Origin of the sequence: Nocardia sp. NPDC058633 (assembly GCF_042717045.1) — a bacterium.
GTDB lineage: Bacteria > Actinomycetota > Actinomycetes > Mycobacteriales > Mycobacteriaceae > Nocardia.
On sequence record NZ_JBHXRA010000012.1, the window covers coordinates 108842 to 130835 of the forward strand.

The following is a 21994-nucleotide window of genomic DNA, read 5'->3' on the forward strand; positions in this document are numbered from 1 at the left end:
TGCGCCCAACGTAGGTGACCGATCGGTGACGCGGGAAATCGTGCGAGGGTTACTGGGCGTTCGGATAACTTTCGGCTGCCGACTTGTGATCGGCACCGACCGCGCGAGGTAAGTTCGACCGATGACCTCCACGGCCCTGTACTGCGGCACTCGCTGGGACGAGCAGGGTCGATGGTTCTACCAACTGCTCGGCGACGACGGAACCACCGAGTTGCTGCCCGGCGTCGGCACGCGTCTGGCCTTCCGGATCGCCGATTCCGGGCGATTCTGCCTGGGCTACAACGGGTTCGGCGGCGGGCGTCGGGGGCGGCTGGCTTGTCCTCGACGGGCCAGGATCGACGCCGGGCGCCAATGTGAGCAGTGCCGGATCAACGAGGGGTGGTCGGTGGTGCACAGCCATCGCGGTCCGCTCACGGCATTGCCCGAACAGGTCCGCGACTATATGTCGCAGCCGCACCACCTCTACATCGCGTATTTCGGGGACGGGATGACCAAGGTCGGTACGGCGTCGGCGTCGCGGCGCAATCGCAGGCTCTTCGAACAGGGTGCGCTCGTCGCTCGGTTCATCACCGATTCCCCTGACGGACTTCATGTTCGAGATCTCGAACGGATGGTGACCGAGCGTGCCGGGATCGGACAGGCGGTGGCCGGTGTCACCAAGACCCGCATCCTGACGAAGCCGCTGCCCCCGTGGGCGGTCCTGGAAGCAGCCGTCGCCGACGCGGCCGAGCACGCCGCCGGCACCCTGCCCGCCGACATCGCACGCACCGACATCGCCTGGTCGGGTGGCCGGGATTTCTACGCCACGATCCTCGCGCACGGCCGATTCCCGGTGGCGACCGAAATCGCCGGGGAGCCAGGCGAATACGTCATCGACGCGGTGACCGCGCACGGTCACACCCTCGCGTGCCGAGACACCGCGGGCGCGAAGGAACTCGTGCTGGTCAACGACACCCGCCTCGTCGGGCGCCGCATCGAACTGGACCCCGCGATCACCGCGATCCCGGAACCCGCGCAAACCAGCCTGTTCTGAGGGACCGCTCGTGCCATGACGGCGAGTTGGCGGCTCGACCGATCGCCGCGACCGGGACGCCGGAACCACTAGGTGTTCTGTCGGCGCACCATCTCGGCGATCCAGAGAGGCGCGAACGGGGAGGTACAGCCAGGGGGTGTGGGGTAGTCCTGTAGGACCTGCAGGCGCTCGCCGATATCGAGGGCACGAGTCCGGTGCTCGGGATGGTCGATACCGATCTGGGCGAGGCAGTGATTCATCGCCCACTGCACGCGATCGGGGGCGTCTCTCATCTGCGCCTCGATGAGGTCGAGCAGGTGGGGGAGGTCGAGGCCCTCGGGCCTCTTCGCGACTCGTTCGGTGGTCAGTGCCCAGCCCGCGCTCGCGACCACCGGGTCCGGATCGGCGAACCACGTCGTGCGCAGCTCTTCGGCATGTGGGTTCTTCTTCACGACGTAGTTGACGAGCCAGTCGTGGACCTTGGGGGTGCGGGCCTGGCGGATCATCGCGTCCAGCGCGTCCCGGTCGAAGATCTTCGGTCGGCAGATCAGCAGGGCGAGCAGTTTCGCCGCGCTGTCGTCGGTGTCCCAGAGTTGTCGGGCCAGTTCCGGTTGTGTCTTCAGGCGTTTGGCCAGCGCCCGCAGTGTCGTGAGGTTGACGCCGTGATCGTCGCCGTGTTTCTCGTTCACCGCGCGCATCGCGGGGTTGTCGAGTTCGGCCAGTTCGGCCATCACCTCGTCCACCGTCATCTCGGGCACCCTCTTGGTGGTGCCGGTCATGAGTCGGCGCGGGCCCTGGTGTGCGGGCCGGGCATCCGGGAGAACACCGCCACCAGGAAGTCGGAGTCGTCGGTGAAAGGGCGCAGATCCCAGGTCGACAACAGTAGATCGACGGTGAGACCGGCGGATTCGGCATCGGTCAAGAACTCGGCGAACTCGTAGCCGCGGTCGGCGCCGAACCCGATCACGACCCGGCCCTCCGGTGCGAGATGCCCCGCGAAATTCGCCAGCACCGCCGACCGGGTGGACGGGGCAAGGAAGGTCATCACATTGCCCGCGCACACGATCGCGTCGAAGTCGGCGGCGGAGAGGTTCAGTTCGGCGAGGTCGCCGACCAGCCATGTCGGCCCGGGATGGTCCGCGCGCGCCGCCTCGATGAGTACCGGGTCGACATCGACCCCCACCACCGTGTGGCCGGCACCGTGCAGATAGCCACCGGTGCGTCCCGGTCCGCAGCCGGCATCGAGCACGCGACTGCCACGCCCGAGCATCGCATCGATCAACCGCGCCTCGCCCACGATGTCGGCGCCCTGCGCGGCGAGGTTTCGGAACCGCTCCACGTACCAGCTCGAGTGGGCAGGGTCGGCCGCGACGAGTTCCTCCCACCCGCTGGGTGTGCGCTCGTTCGACGTGTTCATGATCGCTGCCTCCTCGGGTTCGTCCGCGCTCTCACCCTAGAGGGTCGGCTCTGCAGGACGGCCCCGCGAGGCGATCGTGACACCCGCGGGCGGACAGCAGTGGTGGCCGACCCGCGAGGATCGGCCACCACGTGGTGCCGCTACGGCGTCGAGTAGCCGATGAGGGCGCCGATACCCGCACCGATCGGAATGGTCACCAGTGCGCCGACTCCGCCGAGGAAGAAGCCGAGCACTGCGCCGATACCAGCGCCGATGAGAGCGCCGATGCCCGCGTTGTGCTGCTTGCGGGCTTGGGTGTCACTGGCCGCGTCGACGAATTCGGCCATGTTCGCGGTGACGACCGCGGGGGCGGCGGTGGGGCTCAGCGTCGCTGAACGTCCGTCGGCGGAAATGCCCGCGACCAGGTCGAAATCGCCTGCGCCGGTGATGATGCGGGTCGGCAACGCCGCGACCACCCGGCCCTGGTTGTTCGTGAGAGTGACCGCGCCGCCGGCGACGCTGAACGTGCCGTCCGGTGCGTTCACCGTGAGCCCGGAGCCGTCGGCCGACGGACTCGCGGTGAACGCCACGCCGCTGTCGACGCCCTGCACGATCGGAGCGGCCGCTGCCGGTGCGGCCTGCGCGGTGGTGGTGGCCGCGAGGCCGACAGCGCCTGCCGCGAGTACGGCGATCGCGCCGAATCGCTGTGTGCCCGAAATCGTTCGAGACGAGAAATGCATCCTGCCCCTCCAGTCTGCCCGCCGAATCCGGCGGAACATCCTCTGCCGGACCGGATCTCGGTCCGAGGACATTTTCGCATCGTCAACGATTCTGTGGAACCCACCAGCGGTGATACCGGAAAAACATCATCACTTCGACATAAAAGGCGAATTACCTCGCCGAAACGTAGAATTCGTTACGGTCACGGTCGGTACTCCTGTACATAGATCGTGTCGACCCCCAGTGTGCCCACCGCGGTCGCACCCCCGGGCTGACCCAGTGGCGCTGTGCGGCCTGGCAGCGCTTCGCTGAAGAAGCGGGCATTCTCGACGGTGAATTGCTCCTGGCCTGGAGGGATGTCGTCCTGGTAGTGGATCGCCTCGACCGGGCACACCGGTTCACACGCCCCGCAGTCGATGCACTCGTCCGGCTGGATATAGGCCATCCGATCGCCGATGAAGATGCAGTCGATCGGGCATTCCTCGATGCAGGCACGATCCAGGACATCGACACAGTCGGCACCGATCACGAACGTCACGTTGTGCTCCTTCGATCTTCTCGCCCGCGAGCCGGGTGCATCCGATCCTTGTGCGCGTCCGCCCTCGACGGTAGGCACCAGCCGACTACCACCCCATAAGCCGTACTTATAGGTCTGCGCGGCAGGGTAATCCGACGGCAATGGTTCTCGGCGCGGCAGCGACGGTGCGCGGCGGATCGGCGCCACTGCTCGTGGCGTCACGAGTCATGTGCGCCGGTCGGAATTCGTTGGCAGGATCGAGTGGTTCGACGATCCGAGACGGAGGGAAACCGATGACAATCCTGGTTACCGGGGCGACGGCCAATATCGGGCGCATGGTCGTGGACCAGTTGATCGCGCGCGGGGCGACCGATGTTCGCGCGCTGACGATCGATCCGAGCAGGGCCGCACTGCCCGCCGGGGTCGAGGTGGTGCGGGGGCATCTGGGTAGGCCGGAGGGGTTGGCGGCGGCGTTCGAGGGCGTCGACCGGATGTATCTGGCACCGTCGCCGAACACGGTCACCGAGGTGCTCGCGCTCGCGAGGGCAGCCGGTGTGCGCCATGTCGTGGATCTGTCCGGCGAGCCCGAAAGCTGGTGGGGCAGCGTGTGTAATGCCGTCGAAGCCAGCGGCTTGGCTTGGACTCATCTGTGGCCCGCCGACTTCATGGAGAACACCCTGACGTGGTCCCAGCAGATCCGTGAAACCGGCGCCGTCCGGGAACCGCGCCCCGACAATGCGAGCGCGCCCATCGCGATGAACGACATCGCCGCCGTCGCCGCCACCGCTCTGCTGACCGACGGACACCTCGGCCGCGCGCACTCGCTCGCGGGCCCGGAAATCCTCACCCGCGCCGACCTGGTCGCACACCTTGCCGATGCTCTGGACCGCGACATCACCTTCCGGACCGCCACCCGCGAGGAAACCATCACGGCCCTGCGGCCGACCATGGGCGACAACACCTCCTGGTACGTGGACAGTGTCCTTCTCGACTTCGCTCCGCCCCCGGAATCCCTGCCGATCACCAGCGTCGAAGACATCACCGGCGGCCCCGCCACCACCTTCGCCCGCTGGGCACACGCGAACGCCGCCCGCTTTCTCGCCGACTGATACTGAAAAGTAGACGTCCGTCCCGGAATATTCGTTGCCCGGCGGTAGGGAATGTTGTCGGAGACAAAGGAATCGGGGGTGCTGAGGGAGTTCGACCAAATCTGCTGTGGTCGGTTCCTGGCTGCCGGGGGAAATGTCACTATGTGGGCATTTCGGGTGACTTCCAGGGGTTCGGCGGTAGGGCAGTGGGAAAGATGTTGGCGCCAATAGGTCGTCTGTTCGCGGCAGTCGTGTTGATTGCCGCGGCGATTATCGCGCTACACGGGCGTTTACCTGGGACGGTTGTTCCCAGTAGTTCTGGCGATAGTTCGCCGGTGGCTGTCGCATTGATGCCGGTATTACTGCTGGTTTCGGTGGTGATCCTGCTGGCGGGGGTCATTGTGAGTCAGCATCGGCTGCCATTGGCGATGCCGGCTGTCGAGCGCGATCTCGGGGTTCGGTTGTCGTTCAGGCGATTCTCGGTGCTGGCTCCGGTAGCGCTCAGTGCTGTCGCGCTGACGTTCGCGGTCGGTATCGCCATGCTGTTCGTCTTGCCCGGCGCCCGGCGCCAGACGTCTTCGGTGACACCGATGTCGGCGGTGAAAGCCGGGGAACCAGCGGTTGCGGCCGAGGTCGACGTGCACGTGGTCGACTCGGCGGTCGACTCGTCGCGCCTCAGCGGGATGGCGCTGCTGGGGACCGCGGGGCTGGCCGTCGTGCTGATCGGGATCGCGCTGGTCGGTCTGATCGGCGTCACCGTCGCCGGACGGCGGCGGCTGCCCCTGGTCGACGAGGTGGAGACGGCCGAGCAGGAGGCGTCGAACACGGTCGACTCGCTGACCAGGGCAGCGGAGATGGGCCTGGCCGCGATGAACGCACCCGGCCAGGATCCGCGCACCGCCGTGATCGCCTGCTATCTGGCGATGGAGGCCGGGTTGGCCGCGGATCGCGCTGCGGCGCCGCTGATCTCGGACACACCCCGAGAAGTCTTGGAGCGAGCGTTCGACAGCGGTGTGCTGCACGACGACGGTGCACACGAACTGGTCGCGTTGTTCGAGGAGGCCCGATTCAGTCCGCACGCGACGCTGGGTTGGCAGCGCATCCGCGCCGAACAACTGCTGCGCTGGGTACTCGCCGATCTGCAAGCCCGCGACGAGGTGCCCGTGTAGTCCTGCGCGAGCGGACTATTCGTGGCGCTGCATCTCGTCGTACAGCCAGGTACCGATCATCCGGGCGGTCATGGCGATAGCGGTGGCGCGCTCAGCGTCGGACACATCCTCGGCCGAGGCGCGCAACACCGCGGCGAAACCGGTGTTGACCAGAACCCAGGACATCATCTCGTGATCGCGGTCGCTGCCGGGACCGACGAACTGGATCACTATGAGCTTCACCAGCATTCGCAGTCGGGGTTCGAGTTCGGGAAGCCCGCTGCTGTAGAACCGCACGTTGCCCACGAGTGCGCGAACCAGATCCGCCTCGGCGATCAGCGCTTCGGCGAAGACATCGAGGATCTCGGTCGCGACCGTGACGTAGTCGTCGCTGTTTTTCGGTGGCGTCGCCGCGGGCATGCTGAACACGTGCTGGGTGAACTCCTGCTCGACGTCGGCGATGAGCCGATCGAGGAGTTCGTCGACGAGGTAGGACCGCTCCGGAAAGTACCGGTACAGGGTTCCGATGCTGATGTTCGCCTGGGCCGCGATGACATTGGTGGAGGTGTTGTCGATTCCTCGTTCACCGAACAACTTCGCCGCGGTGTCGAGAATATGTTCCCGGGTCGCCTTCGCGCGCTCCTGCTTCGGCCGGATTCGCCGGTCGACGGGTTTCGGTGGCATCGGTGGTCCTTTTCTGCACCCGACGGTGTGCTGGTGGTCGAGTTGCCAACTTTCCGCAGCAGCGAAAGCGCATCGATGAGCAGGCGGATCGGGTTTCGGCACATCGGAATACGTGAATCGATGTGACCGCTGGGGGCCGTGATGATTCTAGTGAAAATATTACGAAAACTGGTCGCTGTCGCGGTGAATAATATTTCCTGTGTGCGGCCATGGGCCCCATAACAGTGCGTTGGTGAGTTGTACACACCTGACCGAAAGCGATTTCTTTGCTGTTCGTCCCGGCAAGTCCGTCTACGGGACGAGCAATGCGGCGGCACGTTCCCAGTAGGTGTGCATGTCCTGCTCCCAGTACCCCCAGGAGTGGGTGCCCGCCGCCCGGAAATCGAAGGTGGCCGGGATGTTCAACTCGGCCAACCGGGTGCGCAGCAAGGCGGTGCACACGACCGTGATCCCGTCGAGAACGCCACCGATGAGCAGTTGATCGGCGAGTTTCACCGGATTGTGGTGAATACCGGGCCCGGCCAGAGTATCCAGTGGGCCGGGCAGCCCGTTGCCGGTACTGACGTACACCTGCACCCCACGCAGTTTCTCGGCGTTGCGGATCGCGTCGTTGGCCGCCCAGTCCGGATCACCGGGCGGCCCCCACATATTCAGCGGATTGCCGCGCCGTGCCGTGACGATCGAGGCCACCATCGCCTGGCCTGCCGGGTTGTCGGTCTGGACGCAACCGCTGAAGGAGCCGACCATCCGGAATCGTCGGGGTGCTTCCTGCGCCATCCGGAACACGGCCGCGCTGGCCATCGACAAGCCGGCGACCGCGTCGCGCCCGGTGCCGTGGAAGGCCGAGTCGATGATCGGCGGCAGTTCGGCGGTGAGGAACGTCAGCCAGCGATTACGTCCGGTGCCCGGATCGTCGGCCTGCCAGTCGGTGTAGAAGGTGCCCGCACCTCCGATGGGCATCACCACGTTCGCCTGCGCGGTGCCGAAGAATTCGACGGCGTCGGTTTTGGTGAACCAGTTGCTGCCCTCCCGCCAGTCGGAGGTGTCGGTGCCACCGTCCACCCCGTTGATCAGGTACAGCGAGCCCGCAGGTGCTTCGGGATCGGCAGCGGGAATGACCGCGACGGTGACCGGGCGGTTCATCGCCGCCGAGTGCACGGTCAGGTCGATCACCGTGCCGGGGCCGTTGGCGGCCGCCGCGACCGCGAACGAGCCGTTCGGTGCCGGTAGCGCGGAAGCCATGGCTCGGGCGGCGATCAGGTCCGGGGCCGCCTGCGCGGTCGCGACGACGGGCAGGCCGGTGGCGACCAGTGCCACCGCGAGTGCCAGTCGCCGCATCGTCGAATTCACCACTGTCTTGTCTCCGCTCGCTCCGTCGTCGCTATCGCCCATGGCGGCTCGTCCCGTCGACGAACCGCAGCTGCCTGGCATCCGGCCACAGGACCGACCACGGTTCGCTCGGCCCCTCGCACAGCCACACCGCGACGTTGCGGTTCACACCGGGAAAGCCGAGCGTCTCGTCGATGTGGGTCAGCAGGGTGGTCTGGGTGAAGCGAGTGCGCAGCACGGTGCCCGGATCGTCGACCCCGACGTAGAGCATCGTGGTGGCGGTGTCGGGTGGTGTGCCGAAATAGCCGTAGCCGCGGTTCGGGCTGAACACCGCGGGCAGACCGGCGGCGGGCCCGAGGTCGTCGAGTGCGGCTGCCTGCCAATAGTTCTGGGTCACGATCACCAAGCCCTCGCGCTGCCGCGGCGGTACCCGGTCGTAGGTCTCGGCCACCGCGGTGACCAGCTCGTCCCAACCGTCCAGCCCGAAAAGCAGACTGCGCGCGTGGATTTGTGAATAGTCGTCGGTGGACTGTCGCAGTGCCGAGTCCGGTAAGGGCAGGACGACGACGAGCGCGACACAGATCGCGGTCGCGAGTGCGCCGAGGCAACCGCCGATGATCGCCCCGAGCCGGGAGAATCCACGGTCTGCCAGATACACCGCGCCCGCCGCGAACAGGCCGGGAAACGCACCGGCGACGAAATAGGGGCGCAGACCCGCGAGCACCACCGCGCCGAGACCGAGCGCGATCATCGGAATCAGGAAGTAGTACGGCCGGAATCGCTCGGCGCGCAGGCCCGCCCACATCCCGGCGATCAGCAGCAGCCCGCCCGCGCCGGTGACCTGGACCAACGTCCACGGCACCGCCGTCAACCCGGCGGTGGCGAGTTGCTCGTCGCGCACGACCGCGCCCATCGCCAACTGCGGCCAGCCATGGCTGTGCTGCCACAACAGAATCGGGACAGCCGACCCGGCGAGTAGGCCCGCGCCCAGCCACCACGCGGGCCGACGCAGCATCTCGCGCGGCCCGAACACGGCCACACCGAGGGCGAGCATCGCCCAGATGACCGGAATCAGCCATTTGACCTGGAAGTCGACCGCGGCGACGAACCCCGCGGCCACCAGTAGGTAGTCCTCGCGTGTCCGTACCCAGCGGATCAGCAGCCACGCGAGCACCGCCGTCAAGGTGATGTCGAGGGCGAAGGTGCTCAGCATCGCCGATTGCATCACCGCCGTCGGAGTGGTCGCGTAGGCGAGCGCGGCGACGGTCTGGGGGAGTCGTCCGCCGCCGAACTCCCTGGCCATCACCGCGCTGAGCACGATGGCCAGCACCGTGAACAGCAGCGCGGGCAACCGCAGGACGGCGGTGGATCCCGGCGCGAGGTGGTCCGACAGTGCCGCCAGCAGTGGAACCAGCGGGCCCTGGTCGGCGTAGCTCACCGACGGATGTCGCCCGGCCGCGAGAAAATACAGTTCGTCGCCGCCGATGCGGTAGCGCTCGATCCTGGCGAGGAACAGTGTCGCGGCCACGGCCGCGACAAGCGACACCTCGCGCCACGCGAAAGCGGGTAGCGCGCGGACGGGTGCGGCGGGCACCTCGACGGTGCCGCTCCGTACTTTCATGGTGGTACTCCGCGGGTCAGTCCCGGTCGCCGCGCACTGGCGTCGGAGCAGCTCCGGAAGGTGTCGAGTGGGCGAGAAGTTCGTGTTCGGGAGTGGGCTGCAGGCGTGTGAGCCACCTCGGCGCCCACCAGCAGGCGTCCCCGAGCAAGCGCATGGATGCGGGCACCAGCAGCATCCGCAGGATGGTGGCGTCGATGAACAGCGCGGTGACCATGCCGAGGGCGATGTACTGCATCATCAGCAGATCCGACAACGCGAACGCGCCGGTGACCACCAGCAGGATCAGCGCGGCCGCGGTGATGATGCGGCCCGTACGGGCGATTCCCGCCTGCACCGCTTCGGTGGTGGAGGCTCCCGCCGCCCTGGCTTCGACGATGCGAGACAGCAGGAAGACCTCGTAGTCGGTCGACAGCCCGTAGACCACCGACACGATGACGACCAGGACCAGGGACATGATGGGTTGCGGGGTGAAGCCGAGCAACCCCGCGCCGTGCCCATCGATGAAGACCCATGTCAGCACGCCGAGGGTGGCGCCGAGCCCGAGCAGGTTCAATGCGGCCGCTTTGAGCGGCAGGATCAGCGAACCGAAGGTCAGCGCCATCAGCAGCGTACTGGCCAGGAAGACGAACGCGATCATCAGCGGCATCCGCTCGACCAGTGCGTCGATACTGTCCTTCTCCACGGCGGGATTCCCCCCGACCATCAGTGTCGTGCCGGGCGGCAGTGGCATCGAACGCAGATAGTCGACGGTCGCCTCGGCGTCGTCGGAACTGGCGAGCACGGTGTGGGTGGTGAGAACCTGGGGTTGGAACGGCGACTGCATCGGCTCGGCGAAGGGCGCGCCGAGGCCGGGGGCGTGGTTGGCGTCGGCGCGGACGGTCTCGGCGGTCGTGGGGTCGAAGGTGACGATGACCAGGTCGATCGGGTCGATCTGGCGCAGTGGGAACAGTTCGTCGAAGTGCTGCTGGGCCATGCGCGTGGGATGTGCAGGCGGGAGGAAGCGCTCGTTGATGGAGCCGAAGGTCAGATTCTGGATCGGGACGATGAGCAGCAGCAGGCCCAGGCAGATCGGAATCGCCACCACCAGTGGACGTTTCATGACACCGGCGGCGAATCGGCCCCACCGGTTGTCGGGGACGCGGTCACTCGCGACCGGTTTGCGGAACCAGTCGACGCCGAGCCGGTCGACGCGTTCGCCCAGCACGGCCAGCATCGCGGGCAGCAGGGTGATCGAGGTCAACGCGGCCAGCGAAATGGTGATGATGGCGCCGTAGGCGAACGACCGCAGAAAGCCCTGGGGGAACACCAGAATGCCGGCTGCCGCGACCACGACGATCAAGGCCGAGAACAACACCGTGCGCCCCGCCGTGGTCACCGAACGCCGGACCGCGTCGTCGACGGTGCGGCCGTCGGCGAGTTCCTCGCGGAACCGGCTGAGCACGAACAGCCCGTAGTCGATCGCCAGGCCCAGCCCGATCATCGAAACCACCGGGGAGACGAAGGAATTGACCTCGGTGACCGCGGTGAGGCAGCGCAGCAGGCCCCACGCGCCGAGCATGGTGAGTCCGCCGATGATCAGTGGCAACGCCGCGGCCACCACGCCACCGAACAGGAAGAACAGCAGGACCCCGACCAGCGGGATGGCGAACAACTCCACCCGGCGCTGGTCCTGGACCATGGTGTCGTTCAACGCGAGCGCGACCGGCTGCCCGCCGGCGAGTTCGACATCGACCCCGTCGATCACGAATTCCTCGGCGATCCTGCGGAAGTTGCGGCCCTGCTCGGTGGGATCGTGGCCGCTGATCGCGACCGAGGCGAACGCGTGATCTCGTGCGGGTGAGCCGAAGACGTCAGGAAGCGCCGCGCCGGTATCGGTCGGCCAATACGCGCCGTTGATCCGGTCGATCTCGTCCGGGAAACGCTGCGGCAGGCGGTTGAGTCCCGCCACGACCTTCTCGGCGAAGGCCGGGTCGTCGATCGTGGCGCCCTCGGGCGCGCGGACCAGCAGGAGCACGTCGCTGCTGTGATCGCGGCCGAAGGCGTTGTCGCGTACCTGCGCCGCGCGAACCGATTCCGAGGACGGATCGTCGAACCCCTTCGAACTCAGATCCGCGCCGAGGCCGAGCCCGTAGGTTCCCAGTGCCAGCAATCCGGTCACCATCACCGTGATCACCAGATATCGCCGACGCACGACGGTGTCTGCCCACTGGGTCAACTCGGCGAACACATTCGACTCCCAACTGCTCGCGACGGTGTCGAACCTGTCACTGTCGATGGTCTTTTCGGTCGCTACCCGTCAATGTTGCTGCCGGTCACAACGATTCCCACGACAGTGTTGTGAGCCGTTACTTTGCGATATGGGTCCGATCACAGGGGACTGCGGAATCACTCGTCCGAAATTCCAGAGGTCGGTAATCGGACGATCGCCACGATGGTCGGCTTCTACGTTGGCATCAACGGTCAGTGTCACAGGCCGGTCGAAGCGGAGGAAATCGCGTGTCGGATATTGCCATTGTCGGAATCGGATGTCGGTTCGCGGGCGGAATCGATTCCCCGGAATCGTTCTGGGACTTTATCGTCGACAAGCGCGACGGGGTCGTGGAGATGCCTGCCGACCGCTGGGATTGGCGTCGCTACTACGATCCAGAGCCGCGGACACCGGGGCGCAGTTACACCAGGCACGGCGCCTTCATGACCACCGATCCGTGGGAGTTCGACCCCGACTTCTTCGGGATATCGCCGCGCGAAGCCACTGTGCTCGACCCACAGCAACGGCTGATGCTCGAGGTGACCTGGGAGGCTCTCGACGATGCCGGGATCGCCGGGCGTTCGTCGGGCGGACAGGTCGGGGTCTATGTGGGCGGCTTCGTCGTCGACCAGTCGGTCATCGGCGTGGTCGGTCCCGCGCTGTTCCACACCGACATGCACACCCCGGCCAGCGCGTCCTACACGATGCTGTCCAATCGGATCGCCTACGCGCTGAACCTGGTGGGCCCGGCGATCACGGTCGACACCGCCTGCTCCTCGTCGCTGGTCGCGCTGCACCTGGCCTGTCAGGCCCTCGACAACGACGACTGCCGGGTCGCGGTAGCGGGCGGCGTGAACGTGATGTTGCAGCCGGAGACGTTCGTGCTCATGTGCAAGGGCGGCTTTCTGGCCACCGACGGTCGCTGCAAATCCTTCGACGCGTCCGCCGACGGCTACGGTCGCGGCGAGGGCGCCGGAATGGTGGTGTTGAAGAAGCTCGATGACGCTGTGCGAGACGGTGACCGCGTCTACGCGGTGATCAAGGCCACCGGCTCGAACCAGGACGGTCGCACCACCGCGATCACCGTGCCCAATGTCGACTCGCAAGAGGCGTTGGCCCGCACTGTCTGCGAACGCTCGGGCCTTGCACCCGACGAGATCACCTACCTGGAGGCACACGGCACCGGAACGCTGGTCGGCGATCCGGTCGAATTGCGCGCTCTCGGCCGGGTGTTCGGGTCGCCGTCCGGGCGCACGGGGACCATCGGCGTCGGCTCGGTGAAGGCGACGATCGGCCACACCGAAGCCGCCGCAGGCGTGGCCAGCGTGATCAAAGCCGCACTCGCCCTGCGACATCGAACTCTGCCGCCGCAGGGCTGGCTGAACAATCCGAATCCCGACATCCCGTTCGACGAGCTGGGCCTGCACGTGCAGACCGAGACCCAACCGCTGCCTGCCGATGCGGCGCCGATGTCGGTGGCGGTCAACGGTTTCGGCTACGGCGGCACCAACGCCCACGCGATTCTGCAGGAATTCCGCGCGCCCGAATCGTCGACCGAACCGGCCCGTCACCTCGGTATTCTGCCCATCTCGGCCCGCAGCACCGCTGCCGCGCGCGACTTGGCGGGCAGGTTCGCGGATCTGATCACGGCGGGGGCCGACCCGGATCGGCTGGCCGAAGCGGCGTGGACCCGGATGGCGCAGCACCCGTTCCGCACCGGGGTGCTCCTCGACGGCGACACCGACGAGTTGGTCGGCGCACTGCGCGAGTACGCGTCGGGCACCGGCCGCGACGCCGCCCGCACGGTCTCCTCCGGCGCCGCCGAGCCGGTGTTCGTGTTCTCGGGAATGGGGCCCCAGCACTGGCGGATGGCACGCGAACTGCTCGCGGCCGGTGGGGTGTTCGCCGACACCGCCGCCGAGATCGACACGGAGTTCCGCGCGATCGCGGGCTGGTCGATCATCGAGGAATTGCGCAAGCCCGAGGACGAGTCCCGCGTCACCCGCACCGAGGTCGCCCAACCCGCGAACTTCCTCGTCCAAGTGGGCCTGGTGCGCGAGCTGGCCGAATACGGCATCGTCCCCGCGGCCATCGTCGGACACAGTGTGGGTGAGGTGTCGGCCGCGTACGTGAGCGGCATGCTGTCGCTGCGCGAGGCGGTGCGCGTGGCCTTCCACCGCGCGCGATTGCAGGCCACGACCGCCGGGACCGGCGGGATGCTCGCCGTCGGCATGACCAAGGACCAGGCCGAGGCGCTCATCGCCGACGACCCGCGCGTCGACATCGCGGCGATCAACAGCCCCACCTCCTCGACACTGTCCGGTGATGTCGATCGCCTCGACGAGATCGCCGAAAAGCTCACCGAGGACGGCATCTTCGCGCGTCGACTGCGCGTCGAGGTGCCCTACCACAGCCGGTTGATGGAGCCGATCCGCGACGAATTGCTCGCGGCGCTGGCGGATCTGGCGCCGCGGACTCCGACGGTGCCGCTGTATTCCTCGGTGACCGGAGAGCTCGTCACCGAGGGCGACTGGAACGCTGAGTACTGGTGGTCGAACGTCCGTCAGCCTGTGCGATTCTTCGCCGCCGTCGCGAACCTGATCGGCGCGGGCAACCGGGTCTTTCTCGAGGTCGGCCCCCACCCGGTGCTGTCGGGAAATATCCGCGAGGCGCTGGTCGACGCGGACGTGAACGGCACCACGGTGCCCACGCTCGACCGCGAGCAGACCGACTCCGACAGTGTCCGGCGCACGCTCATCGGTCTGCACGCCGCCGGTGTGCTCGACCGTGACCTGTTGTTCCCGGCGGACCGGGGTGCCACCGCGCACGTGCCGTTGCCGCGCTATCCCTGGCAGCGCACCCGTCTGCACTCGGCGCTGCCGCTGTTCGAGCAGGCTCGGCTCGGCACGCCCGACGGCCACGCGATGCTCGGCGACCCGGATGTGGAGGGGCGCCCCGAGTGGCTGCTCCAAGTGGGCACCGAACTGCTTCCGTGGTTGGTCGACCACGTGGTCAACGGCGTCAAGATCATGCCGGGTGCGGCGTATCTGGATGCGGCGTTGAGTGCCACCGCGCAGCGGATCGGCAGCAAACAGGTGGCGCTGGAGGGGGTTCGGTTCGTCGCGCCGCTGATCATGGGTGCCCCCGATGTGCCGCTGGTGGCGATGAGTGTCGAGGAAGCCAGCGGCCGCTTCATGATCAGGTCGCGTAGCGCGACCGGTACGGCGTGGACCGTGCACTCGACGGGGCGCACATTGACCGGCAGCCACGAACAGACAGAAGTCGAGGTGCCCACCGTCGAGATCGGTGTCGATGTCGACCCGGCGATGTTCTACGCCGGTTTGGCCTCGGCCGGCCTGCAATACGGTCCGACGTTCCAGCGGGTGACCTCGGTGCGCGTCGGCCGCGATGTGGTGGTGGCCACCGTCGACGGCAGCATCGCCGAAGGCTCGCGGCATCTGGCGCATCCGGCGGTCGTCGACGCCGCGATGCAATGCGCGGCGATGCTTTTCACCGATGAGCGGATCAACGAGGGCGTCATGGTGCCCGTCGGGGTGAACGCGGTGCGGCTGCTCGCCGAACTCCCCGCCGAGATCACCGTCATCGCCCGACGCGACCCCGGCGCCCGCCTGCGCGCCGATGTCGACCTGCTCGACCGGGACCGAAAGCTGGTCGCACGGCTGACCGGTCTGCAGATCGGCGCGCTCAAGCCAGGTGACAGTCCGCTGCACCGGATGGCCGACTTCTACTACACCGAGACGCACGAAGAGCGCGACCCGATCGACCCCGCGGCGCTCGCCGAAGCCGGGTCGGTGTCCACCGTGATCGTCGGGCTCGGTCACAGTCCGCGTACCGCGGAACTCGCCGCTGCGATCCCTGGCTCACGGGTGTTGCTCGTCGACCCGACCAGCGACGACCTGGAGACCGATCTGGTCGCGATCCTGGCGGCGGCGAAGGCCGACGACACGCAGCGCACCCACGTCTGTGTGGTGGTCGGCGCGGGCACCGACGACGTCGCCGATTTGTGGACGCTCAAGCGCCTCGCGGTCGCTGCCTCGGAGTACGTCACCCCGACCGTGGAAGGCGCCGCCCCGCAGATCACCTTCGGCGACGGCAAGGTCCATGCCACGTTGGTGACCGAATCCGCGTTCGTGATCGCCGGTGGCGATGTCGCGCCGGACCCGCGCCAGGCCGCCCTCGCCGGTGGCCGCCGGGTGCTGCTCAACGAACAGACCCCGCTGCGCTGGCGGCTGGTCGACACCGAGCCCGGCACCACCATCGCCGAACTCGTCACCGAACTCGGTGTGCCCGGCGCCTTCACCCTCGACAACAGCGACGAGGTGCTGCTGCGCGACGGTAAACGCTGGGCGCCCGTGGTGACCAAGCCGCTGCCCGATCGCATCGAAGAGCTGGAGACGTCGCATCCGTTGGCCGATCCGGCGACGAACTTCGAGCTCGACATGCCACGCACCCGGGTGCTCTCGCAGGTGGCGTGGCGTGAGTGCCCGCGGCCGGAACCGGGCGCGGGTCAGATCGAGGTCGCGATGGCGGTGATCGGATTGAACTACAAGGATCCGCTCAAGGTCATCGGGCTGCTCGGCGAACGGGAACTCGCCCCGACGTATTTCGGCACCGTGCCCGGGATGGAGGGCATCGGCACCGTGGTGCGGCTCGGCGCCGATGTCACCGACGTCGCGGTCGGCGACAAGGTCGCGGTGGCGTCCAAGGGCATGATGCGCCGATTCGCCGTCGTCGATCGGGCACTGGCCGTGATCGTGCCCCCCGACACCGATCCCGGCTACTGCACCAGCACCATCGCCTTCGGCACGGCCGAATACGCCCTGCACGACCTGGCCCGCCTCGAACCGGGCGAGACCGTCCTGATCCACGGTGCGGCGGGCGGTGTCGGCACCGCGGCCATCCAGGTGGCCAAGGCGATCGGCGCCCGCATCATCGGCACCGCGAGCTCGCCCGAGCGGCGCGAGCACGTGCTCGCGATGGGCGCGGACTTCGCGGTGAACTCGCGTTCGCTCAACTTCGTCGACGACGTGCTCGCCCTGACCGACGGCGTCGGCGCCGATGTGATCATCAGCAGCGCACCCGGTGAGATACTGCGCCAGAACTTCAACGCCGCAGCCGAATTCGGGCGCATCGTCGAGGTCGGCAAGGCCGATATCTACACCGGCGGCCTGCTGGAACTGGCCAACTTCGACAAGAATCTCGCCTATTACTCGATGGACCTCGACCGGCTGGTCGCGGTGCGTCCGCAACGGCTGTCGCGACTGCTGCAGCGGGTGTTCGAGAAGGTCACCCAAGGCGCTTACACCCCGCTGCCGTACCAGATGTTCGACACCCACGAGGTGAGCCAGGCGTTCGAGGAGACACTGCGGTCCTCGCGGGTCGGCCGGGTGGCCCTGCGGATGGACGCCCCGCAGCCGCCCGTGCGACCCTATCTGCCGCCACTCGACATCGACAGTGCCGGAAGCTATCTCGTCACCGGCGGGTTCGGCGGGTTCGGTCTGGCGATCGGTCGTTGGCTGGCGCTGCGCGGTGCGCGCAGGCTGGTGCTGGTCGGGCGCAGCGGCGCGGCCACCGAGACGGCTCGACGTCAGCTCGAGGTGTGGCGCGCGGTGGGCATCGAGGTGATCGAGGAACACGCCGACGTGACCGACGCCGCCGCCGTCGCCGCGATCGTCGCGCGCGCACACGGCGACGACCATCCGTTGCGCGCGGTGTTCCACGCCGCGGGCGCGGTGGCCGACAACCGGCTCGCCGGCATGTCCCTCGACGAACTCGACCGGGTCTATCGCCCCAAAGTGCACGGCGCGCAGGTGATCCATCAGGCGGTCGCCGATGCCGGCATCGCCCTGGACATGTTCGTTCTGTGCTCCTCGGGCGGCTCCATGTACGGGATCTACGGTCAGTACAACTACTGCGCCGCCAACGTCGCCGTCGAGACACTGGCCCGGCGCTGGGCCGCCGCGGGCGAGCGCGCACTGTGCATCGGCTGGGGTCACCTGTCCGGTGCCTCGGGCGGCATGGCATCGGACGAAACCGCCGAAAAGTATTTGGACCTGGTGGGATTCGGACCGATCGACATGGCCGACGCCACAGCCTACCTGGAGCAGACCCTGCGCCTGGGCGTGACGAACGCGGCGATCATCCCCACCGACTGGGCGAAACTGACCGGAACGTTCCCGCAGCTGGTGCGCACCGGCCGTACCGCCGCCCTGGCGCAATCCTCGGCCAAGGACACCTCCGAACTGGCCAAGCTCCGTGCGGAACTGGCCGCGATGGAGGAAACCAGACGCGGACCCGCCATCGCTCGCAAGATGGCCGACGAACTCGCCGTGGTCATGGGGGTTCCGGTGGAGTCGATCGACATGACGGTGCCGGTGCCCGAGCTGGGGCTGGACTCGTTGATGGCAGTCGAACTGGGCGCCCGTGTCACCAAGACGCTCGGCATCGACCTGATGTCGATGCAGATGGGCCGCTCGTTCAGCTTGGAACAGGCGGGCCCGAAGGTCGCCGAGCTGATCCTCGCCTCCGAACCCGCTGTCACGCAGCGACTTCCGGAGACAACACCGATGACCGGCGAGTCGGCCCCGCCCAGCGTGCCCGAACAGTGGACCGCCGCCCGACCCTCGGAGGTTTCGATGGCGGGATCGCACTGATGGTCGACTTCGGCTTGATCGACGAATGGCGTCCGTCGCCCGGTCGGCTCGTGACCTGGTTCGCCTCGGCGGATTCGGTCGCGCGCGCGGCCGGGGCACCGGCCCATCCGGCACCGCCCTCGTTGCAGCAGGAGCAGTATCTGCGCCTGGCCGACCGCCACTGCGGCGTCGACTTCCGGTTCTCGGGCCTGTGCCTGGTGACCGCGGAGATCCCCACCGGTGACCTCGACCGTGACGCGATCACCCGGGCGATCCACGCGTTCCTGATGCGCCACGACACCTTTCGCACCTGGTTCGCCGTGGATCCCGGCGGCGCGGTGCGGCGCCACCTGGTGCCCGAGGCCGATATCGAGTTCGAGCCGGTCGACTACGGCTACATCGACGAGCCCGCGGCGATCTGCCGACACGTAGAGAAGACGACGCCCGGCCCGTTCCAATGGGATTGCTTCACCTTCGGCACCATCGAGCACGGCGACTCCACCACCGTGTACCTGGCCGTCGACCACCTGCACACCGACGGCCTCGGGCAGTACCTGTCCGCGGCCGACTTCGCCCAGCTCTACGCCGCGCAACTGTGGGACGAGGCCGAACCGCTCGCTCCCGCGGCGAGCTATCTCGACTACTGCCGCAACGAGCGGCTGTTCAGCGATGCCCAAAGCCTGTCCTCGCCGGGGGTGAGGAAATGGCTCGCGCTGTTGGGCGGCAACGACAACCGGTTGCCCGTCTTCCCGCTCGATTTGGGCAAGCAGACCGACGGCTACCATCGCAGCGCCCACCGCAGCCTGGTGTTGTTCGACGACGACGAGGCCGATCGATTCGACGAGGTCTGCCGGGCCAACGGTGCCGAGTTCGTCGGGGGTGTGTTCGCCGCGGCCGCACTGGCCGAACGCGAGCTGGTCGGTTCGGACTACTACTTCGGCATGACCCCGGTGAGCACCAGGACTTCGGCGGCCGAGAACAATTCGGTGGGCTGGTACGTGACGCTCGTCCCGGTCGCGTTCCCGCTCAGCGAGCGCACCACCTTCGCCCGTGCGCTGACGATCGCGCAACGGGCCTACGACAGCGGACTCCTGCTGGCGCCCACCTCCTTTCACCGTGTGCTCGATCTGCTGCCCGCTGATTCCGAAATCAAAGCCGAGCCGGGGTGGGTGACCCCGATGATCTCGTTCATCGACGCCAGGGAATTCCTGGGCAACGCCTTGTTCGACAGCATGAAAGCCGGGGTTTTCGCCAACCGCGCTGCCTCCGAGGAGGCGCTCATCTGGATCAACCGGCTACCGGGCCGGACGACATTGAGCGTCATATTCCCGGATACCGCGATCGCGCACGAATCGGTGCGCCGCTACCTGGCCACTATGAAATCGGTATTCGACACCATCATCGACAGCGCCGCGGAGCACCCATGATCCGAGAAGAATTCGTACCGACCATCTTTCGTGACCCGGGCATTCCCGACGGCGAGAAGTCGAGATATCACGTCGGCATCTCCGGTGAGCCGGGGGGAATCGAGGTGTCGCACGTCGTCGTGCACGACCGGGGCGGATACCACACGACAGTCGAGGCGAGCCCGGACGACAGGAGCCAGCGCGAACGCGGACTGGTCATGACGGTCGAGCAACGAATCGGGCGCATCGATGGGCGTCTGCACGCGGAGAGCTATCGCGCGCGGACAGTGTTGGGATCGACGGTGGTGTCGCGCGAGGAAGTGAATTTCGTCGACACCGTGCATCTGCAATTCGGTGGCCTGCCCGGACCGTTTCCGCCGAATGTCATGCCGATAGCCGCGGGGCCGACAATGCTGCGTGGCCTGGAATTCGCCGACGGGCTGGTCGAAACGATCGACGTGTGGCTCGCGTACTCGGTGCACTGGCCGTTGCTCGTCCGGGTGGAGAAGCAAGTCGTCCACGCGGGCCCGGCAGGGGTGTTCCCGTGTTGGCAGGTGCGGTTGCGGCCCGGCTTCGACCAGGTGAACGGGATGCTGGACAAGATGGTCGGGTCGGTCGTGCCGCCGTTCTTCGCGCTGTTCGAGGTGGCCGCCCCGCATCGGATGGTGCAGATGAGTTTTCCGACCCAGATGTCGATGTCGGCTCCGCGAGCCACGATGGAGCTGGTGTCGTGAGTGAAACAGCCGGGGTCGCGAAGGCTGAGGCACCCGGACTCGGCGCGTGGCTGGCGTTCGGTGCGTGCCTGATCGCGGTGTTCATGCAGATGATCGATGTGACGATCGTGAACACCGCGCTGCCGAGCCTGACCGCCGACCTCGGTGCCTCGCGGTCGGCCCAGCTGCTGGTGATCTCCGGGTACGCCCTGGCATTCGCCTGCACCCTGCTCACCGCTGCCCGGATCGGTGCGATGGTCGGTCGGCGGCAGATGTTCCTGATGTCGGTGGCCGCCTTCACCGCCGCCTCGGTGTGGTGCGGATCGGCCAGTGGTGCCACAGAACTCGTGATCGCCCGGGTGGCCCAGGGTGCGGCAGGGGCGGGAATGGCGGCCCAGACGATCGCGATTCTCACGGCCGGCTTTCCGCGCGAACGCCATCCGCTGGTTTTCGCGCTGTACGGGGGAGTGGCCGGGTTCGCCGGAATGCTCGGGCCGATCGTCGGCGGCGTGCTGCTCACCATCGATATCGGTGGGTGGGGATGGCGGTCGGTATTTCTCATCAACCTGCCGGTCGGGGTGTTCGCGTTCGCGTTGGCCTGGAAATTCCTGGACCGGTCGAGGCCGGAGGGCCGGCACCGACTCGACCTGGTCGGTGCCGCGCTGTCCGGGCTCGGCCTGTTCGCCTTGATCGCGGGCATGGCCCAGATCCAGCAGCACGGGTGGCGGCTCGACCTCGTCGCCGTCACCTGCTCCGGTCTCGTGCTGACGGCGGTGTTCCTCGCCCAGCAGCGCCGCCGCACCACGCGCGGCGCCGACCCCCTCCTGCGCCTGGACCTGTTCGGCAACCCCGGTTTTCGGATCGGCTCGATGCTGGTCGGCGCCTTCTTCGGACTGTTCACCGCGTTCGTGTTCGCCGCCTCGATCACCATGCAGGATGTGCTCGGCTATTCGCCGCTGCTCACCGGCATGGTGATGACCCTGTTCGCGCTGGGGGCGGGCGCCGGTGCCATCGGATCGCTGATTCTGGTGCCCCGCTGGGATATCTGGGCGTTGGCCGCCGGGATCGCGCTGTTCGGCGGGTGCATCGGCGCGGGCGGGGTGTATCTGCACCTGGTGGACGGCGTGGCGAACGCGCTGCTCTGCGCGGGACCGGTGTTCGCCGCCGGATTCGGCGTCGGGCTGTTCGGTGTGCAACTGCAACCGATGATGCTGTCCGGGCTGGACGCGAAGCGGATGACCGAGGCCTCCGGGGTGCTGCCGACCATCGAACAGGTCGGCAACGCCGTCGGCCTCACGGTCTTGACCACGGTGTTCTTCGCCTCACACAGCCTTGGTGGCGCCATCATGATGATGGGCGCCATCGCGGCCGTCGCCCTGATGCTCGCGGCGTTGACTGTGGCGATGCCCTCGCGTGCGCATCGAGAACGCGCCGCCCTGAGCGCTTCCTAGTTTTCGCG

General features: G+C 67.5%; 15 protein-coding genes. 7 read left to right on the plus strand and 8 right to left on the minus strand.

Going from position 1 to position 21994, the window contains the following annotated elements:
* Positions 1 to 121: 121 nt before the first annotated feature.
* Positions 122 to 1033: a hypothetical protein gene (locus ACFWUR_RS17725; protein ID WP_378908169.1), complete on the plus strand. Its 912-nt coding sequence runs from the start codon at positions 122 to 124 to the stop codon at positions 1031 to 1033.
* A gap of 68 nt (positions 1034 to 1101) precedes the next feature.
* Here ACFWUR_RS17725 and ACFWUR_RS17730 read toward each other — a convergent pair whose 3' ends face one another.
* The 4 genes from ACFWUR_RS17730 to fdxA form a co-directional block, all read right to left on the minus strand.
* Positions 1102 to 1761, minus strand: a complete 660-nt coding sequence (locus tag ACFWUR_RS17730; protein WP_378908170.1) for a DNA alkylation repair protein — start codon at positions 1759 to 1761, stop codon at positions 1102 to 1104.
* 26 nt (positions 1762 to 1787) lie between these two features.
* Positions 1788 to 2429, minus strand: coding sequence for a class I SAM-dependent methyltransferase (locus ACFWUR_RS17735; RefSeq protein WP_378908171.1), 642 nt, complete (start codon positions 2427 to 2429; stop codon positions 1788 to 1790).
* 140 nt (positions 2430 to 2569) lie between these two features.
* Complete coding sequence (locus tag ACFWUR_RS17740) at positions 2570 to 3148, minus strand: hypothetical protein (RefSeq protein WP_378908172.1); 579 nt, start codon at positions 3146 to 3148, stop codon at positions 2570 to 2572.
* Between the two features lie 182 nt (positions 3149 to 3330).
* On the minus strand, positions 3331 to 3666 hold the full coding sequence (fdxA, locus tag ACFWUR_RS17745) for a ferredoxin (RefSeq protein WP_378908173.1): 336 nt from the start codon (positions 3664 to 3666) through the stop codon (positions 3331 to 3333).
* Between the two features lie 272 nt (positions 3667 to 3938).
* Between fdxA and ACFWUR_RS17750 the strand changes: the two genes are divergently transcribed.
* Both ACFWUR_RS17750 and ACFWUR_RS17755 read left to right on the plus strand, forming a co-directional pair.
* Positions 3939 to 4754 (plus strand): SDR family oxidoreductase, encoded by an 816-nt coding sequence (locus ACFWUR_RS17750; RefSeq protein ID WP_378908174.1) that lies wholly within the window; start codon positions 3939 to 3941, stop codon positions 4752 to 4754.
* A 314-nt stretch (positions 4755 to 5068) separates the two neighbouring features.
* Entirely contained in the window at positions 5069 to 5902 is an 834-nt protein-coding gene (locus ACFWUR_RS17755) for a DUF4129 domain-containing protein (RefSeq protein WP_378908175.1), read from the plus strand.
* Positions 5903 to 5917: 15 nt separating this feature from the next.
* Here ACFWUR_RS17755 and ACFWUR_RS17760 read toward each other — a convergent pair whose 3' ends face one another.
* From ACFWUR_RS17760 to ACFWUR_RS17775, 4 genes are all read right to left on the minus strand, one after another.
* On the minus strand, positions 5918 to 6565 hold the full coding sequence (locus ACFWUR_RS17760) for a TetR/AcrR family transcriptional regulator (protein WP_378908176.1): 648 nt from the start codon (positions 6563 to 6565) through the stop codon (positions 5918 to 5920).
* A 291-nt stretch (positions 6566 to 6856) separates the two neighbouring features.
* On the minus strand, positions 6857 to 7957 hold the full coding sequence (locus tag ACFWUR_RS17765; protein ID WP_378908177.1) for an alpha/beta hydrolase: 1101 nt from the start codon (positions 7955 to 7957) through the stop codon (positions 6857 to 6859).
* Positions 7947 to 9515, minus strand: coding sequence for an ArnT family glycosyltransferase (locus ACFWUR_RS17770; RefSeq protein WP_378908178.1), 1569 nt, complete (start codon positions 9513 to 9515; stop codon positions 7947 to 7949). Before ACFWUR_RS17770 ends, ACFWUR_RS17765 begins: the two co-directional genes overlap by 11 nt.
* Before the next feature lie 16 nt (positions 9516 to 9531).
* Positions 9532 to 11742, minus strand: coding sequence for an MMPL family transporter (locus ACFWUR_RS17775; protein ID WP_378908179.1), 2211 nt, complete (start codon positions 11740 to 11742; stop codon positions 9532 to 9534).
* A gap of 269 nt (positions 11743 to 12011) precedes the next feature.
* On the opposite strand from ACFWUR_RS17775, the gene ACFWUR_RS17780 reads away from it, so the two are divergent.
* From ACFWUR_RS17780 to ACFWUR_RS17795, 4 genes are read left to right on the plus strand one after another with little or no spacing between them, the layout of a single operon-like run.
* The gene (locus ACFWUR_RS17780; protein WP_378908180.1) at positions 12012 to 18437 is read left to right on the plus strand and encodes a type I polyketide synthase; all 6426 of its coding nucleotides are present in this window, start codon (positions 12012 to 12014) and stop codon (positions 18435 to 18437) included.
* Positions 18437 to 19843 (plus strand): condensation domain-containing protein, encoded by a 1407-nt coding sequence (locus ACFWUR_RS17785; RefSeq protein ID WP_378908182.1) that lies wholly within the window; start codon positions 18437 to 18439, stop codon positions 19841 to 19843. Before ACFWUR_RS17780 ends, ACFWUR_RS17785 begins: the two co-directional genes overlap by 1 nt.
* Positions 19840 to 20556, plus strand: a complete 717-nt coding sequence (locus tag ACFWUR_RS17790) for a hypothetical protein (protein WP_378908183.1) — start codon at positions 19840 to 19842, stop codon at positions 20554 to 20556. The genes ACFWUR_RS17785 and ACFWUR_RS17790 overlap by 4 nt, the downstream gene beginning before the upstream one ends.
* Positions 20553 to 21986, plus strand: coding sequence for an MFS transporter (locus tag ACFWUR_RS17795; RefSeq protein ID WP_378908184.1), 1434 nt, complete (start codon positions 20553 to 20555; stop codon positions 21984 to 21986). The genes ACFWUR_RS17790 and ACFWUR_RS17795 overlap by 4 nt, the downstream gene beginning before the upstream one ends.
* Positions 21987 to 21994 lie beyond the last annotated feature (8 nt).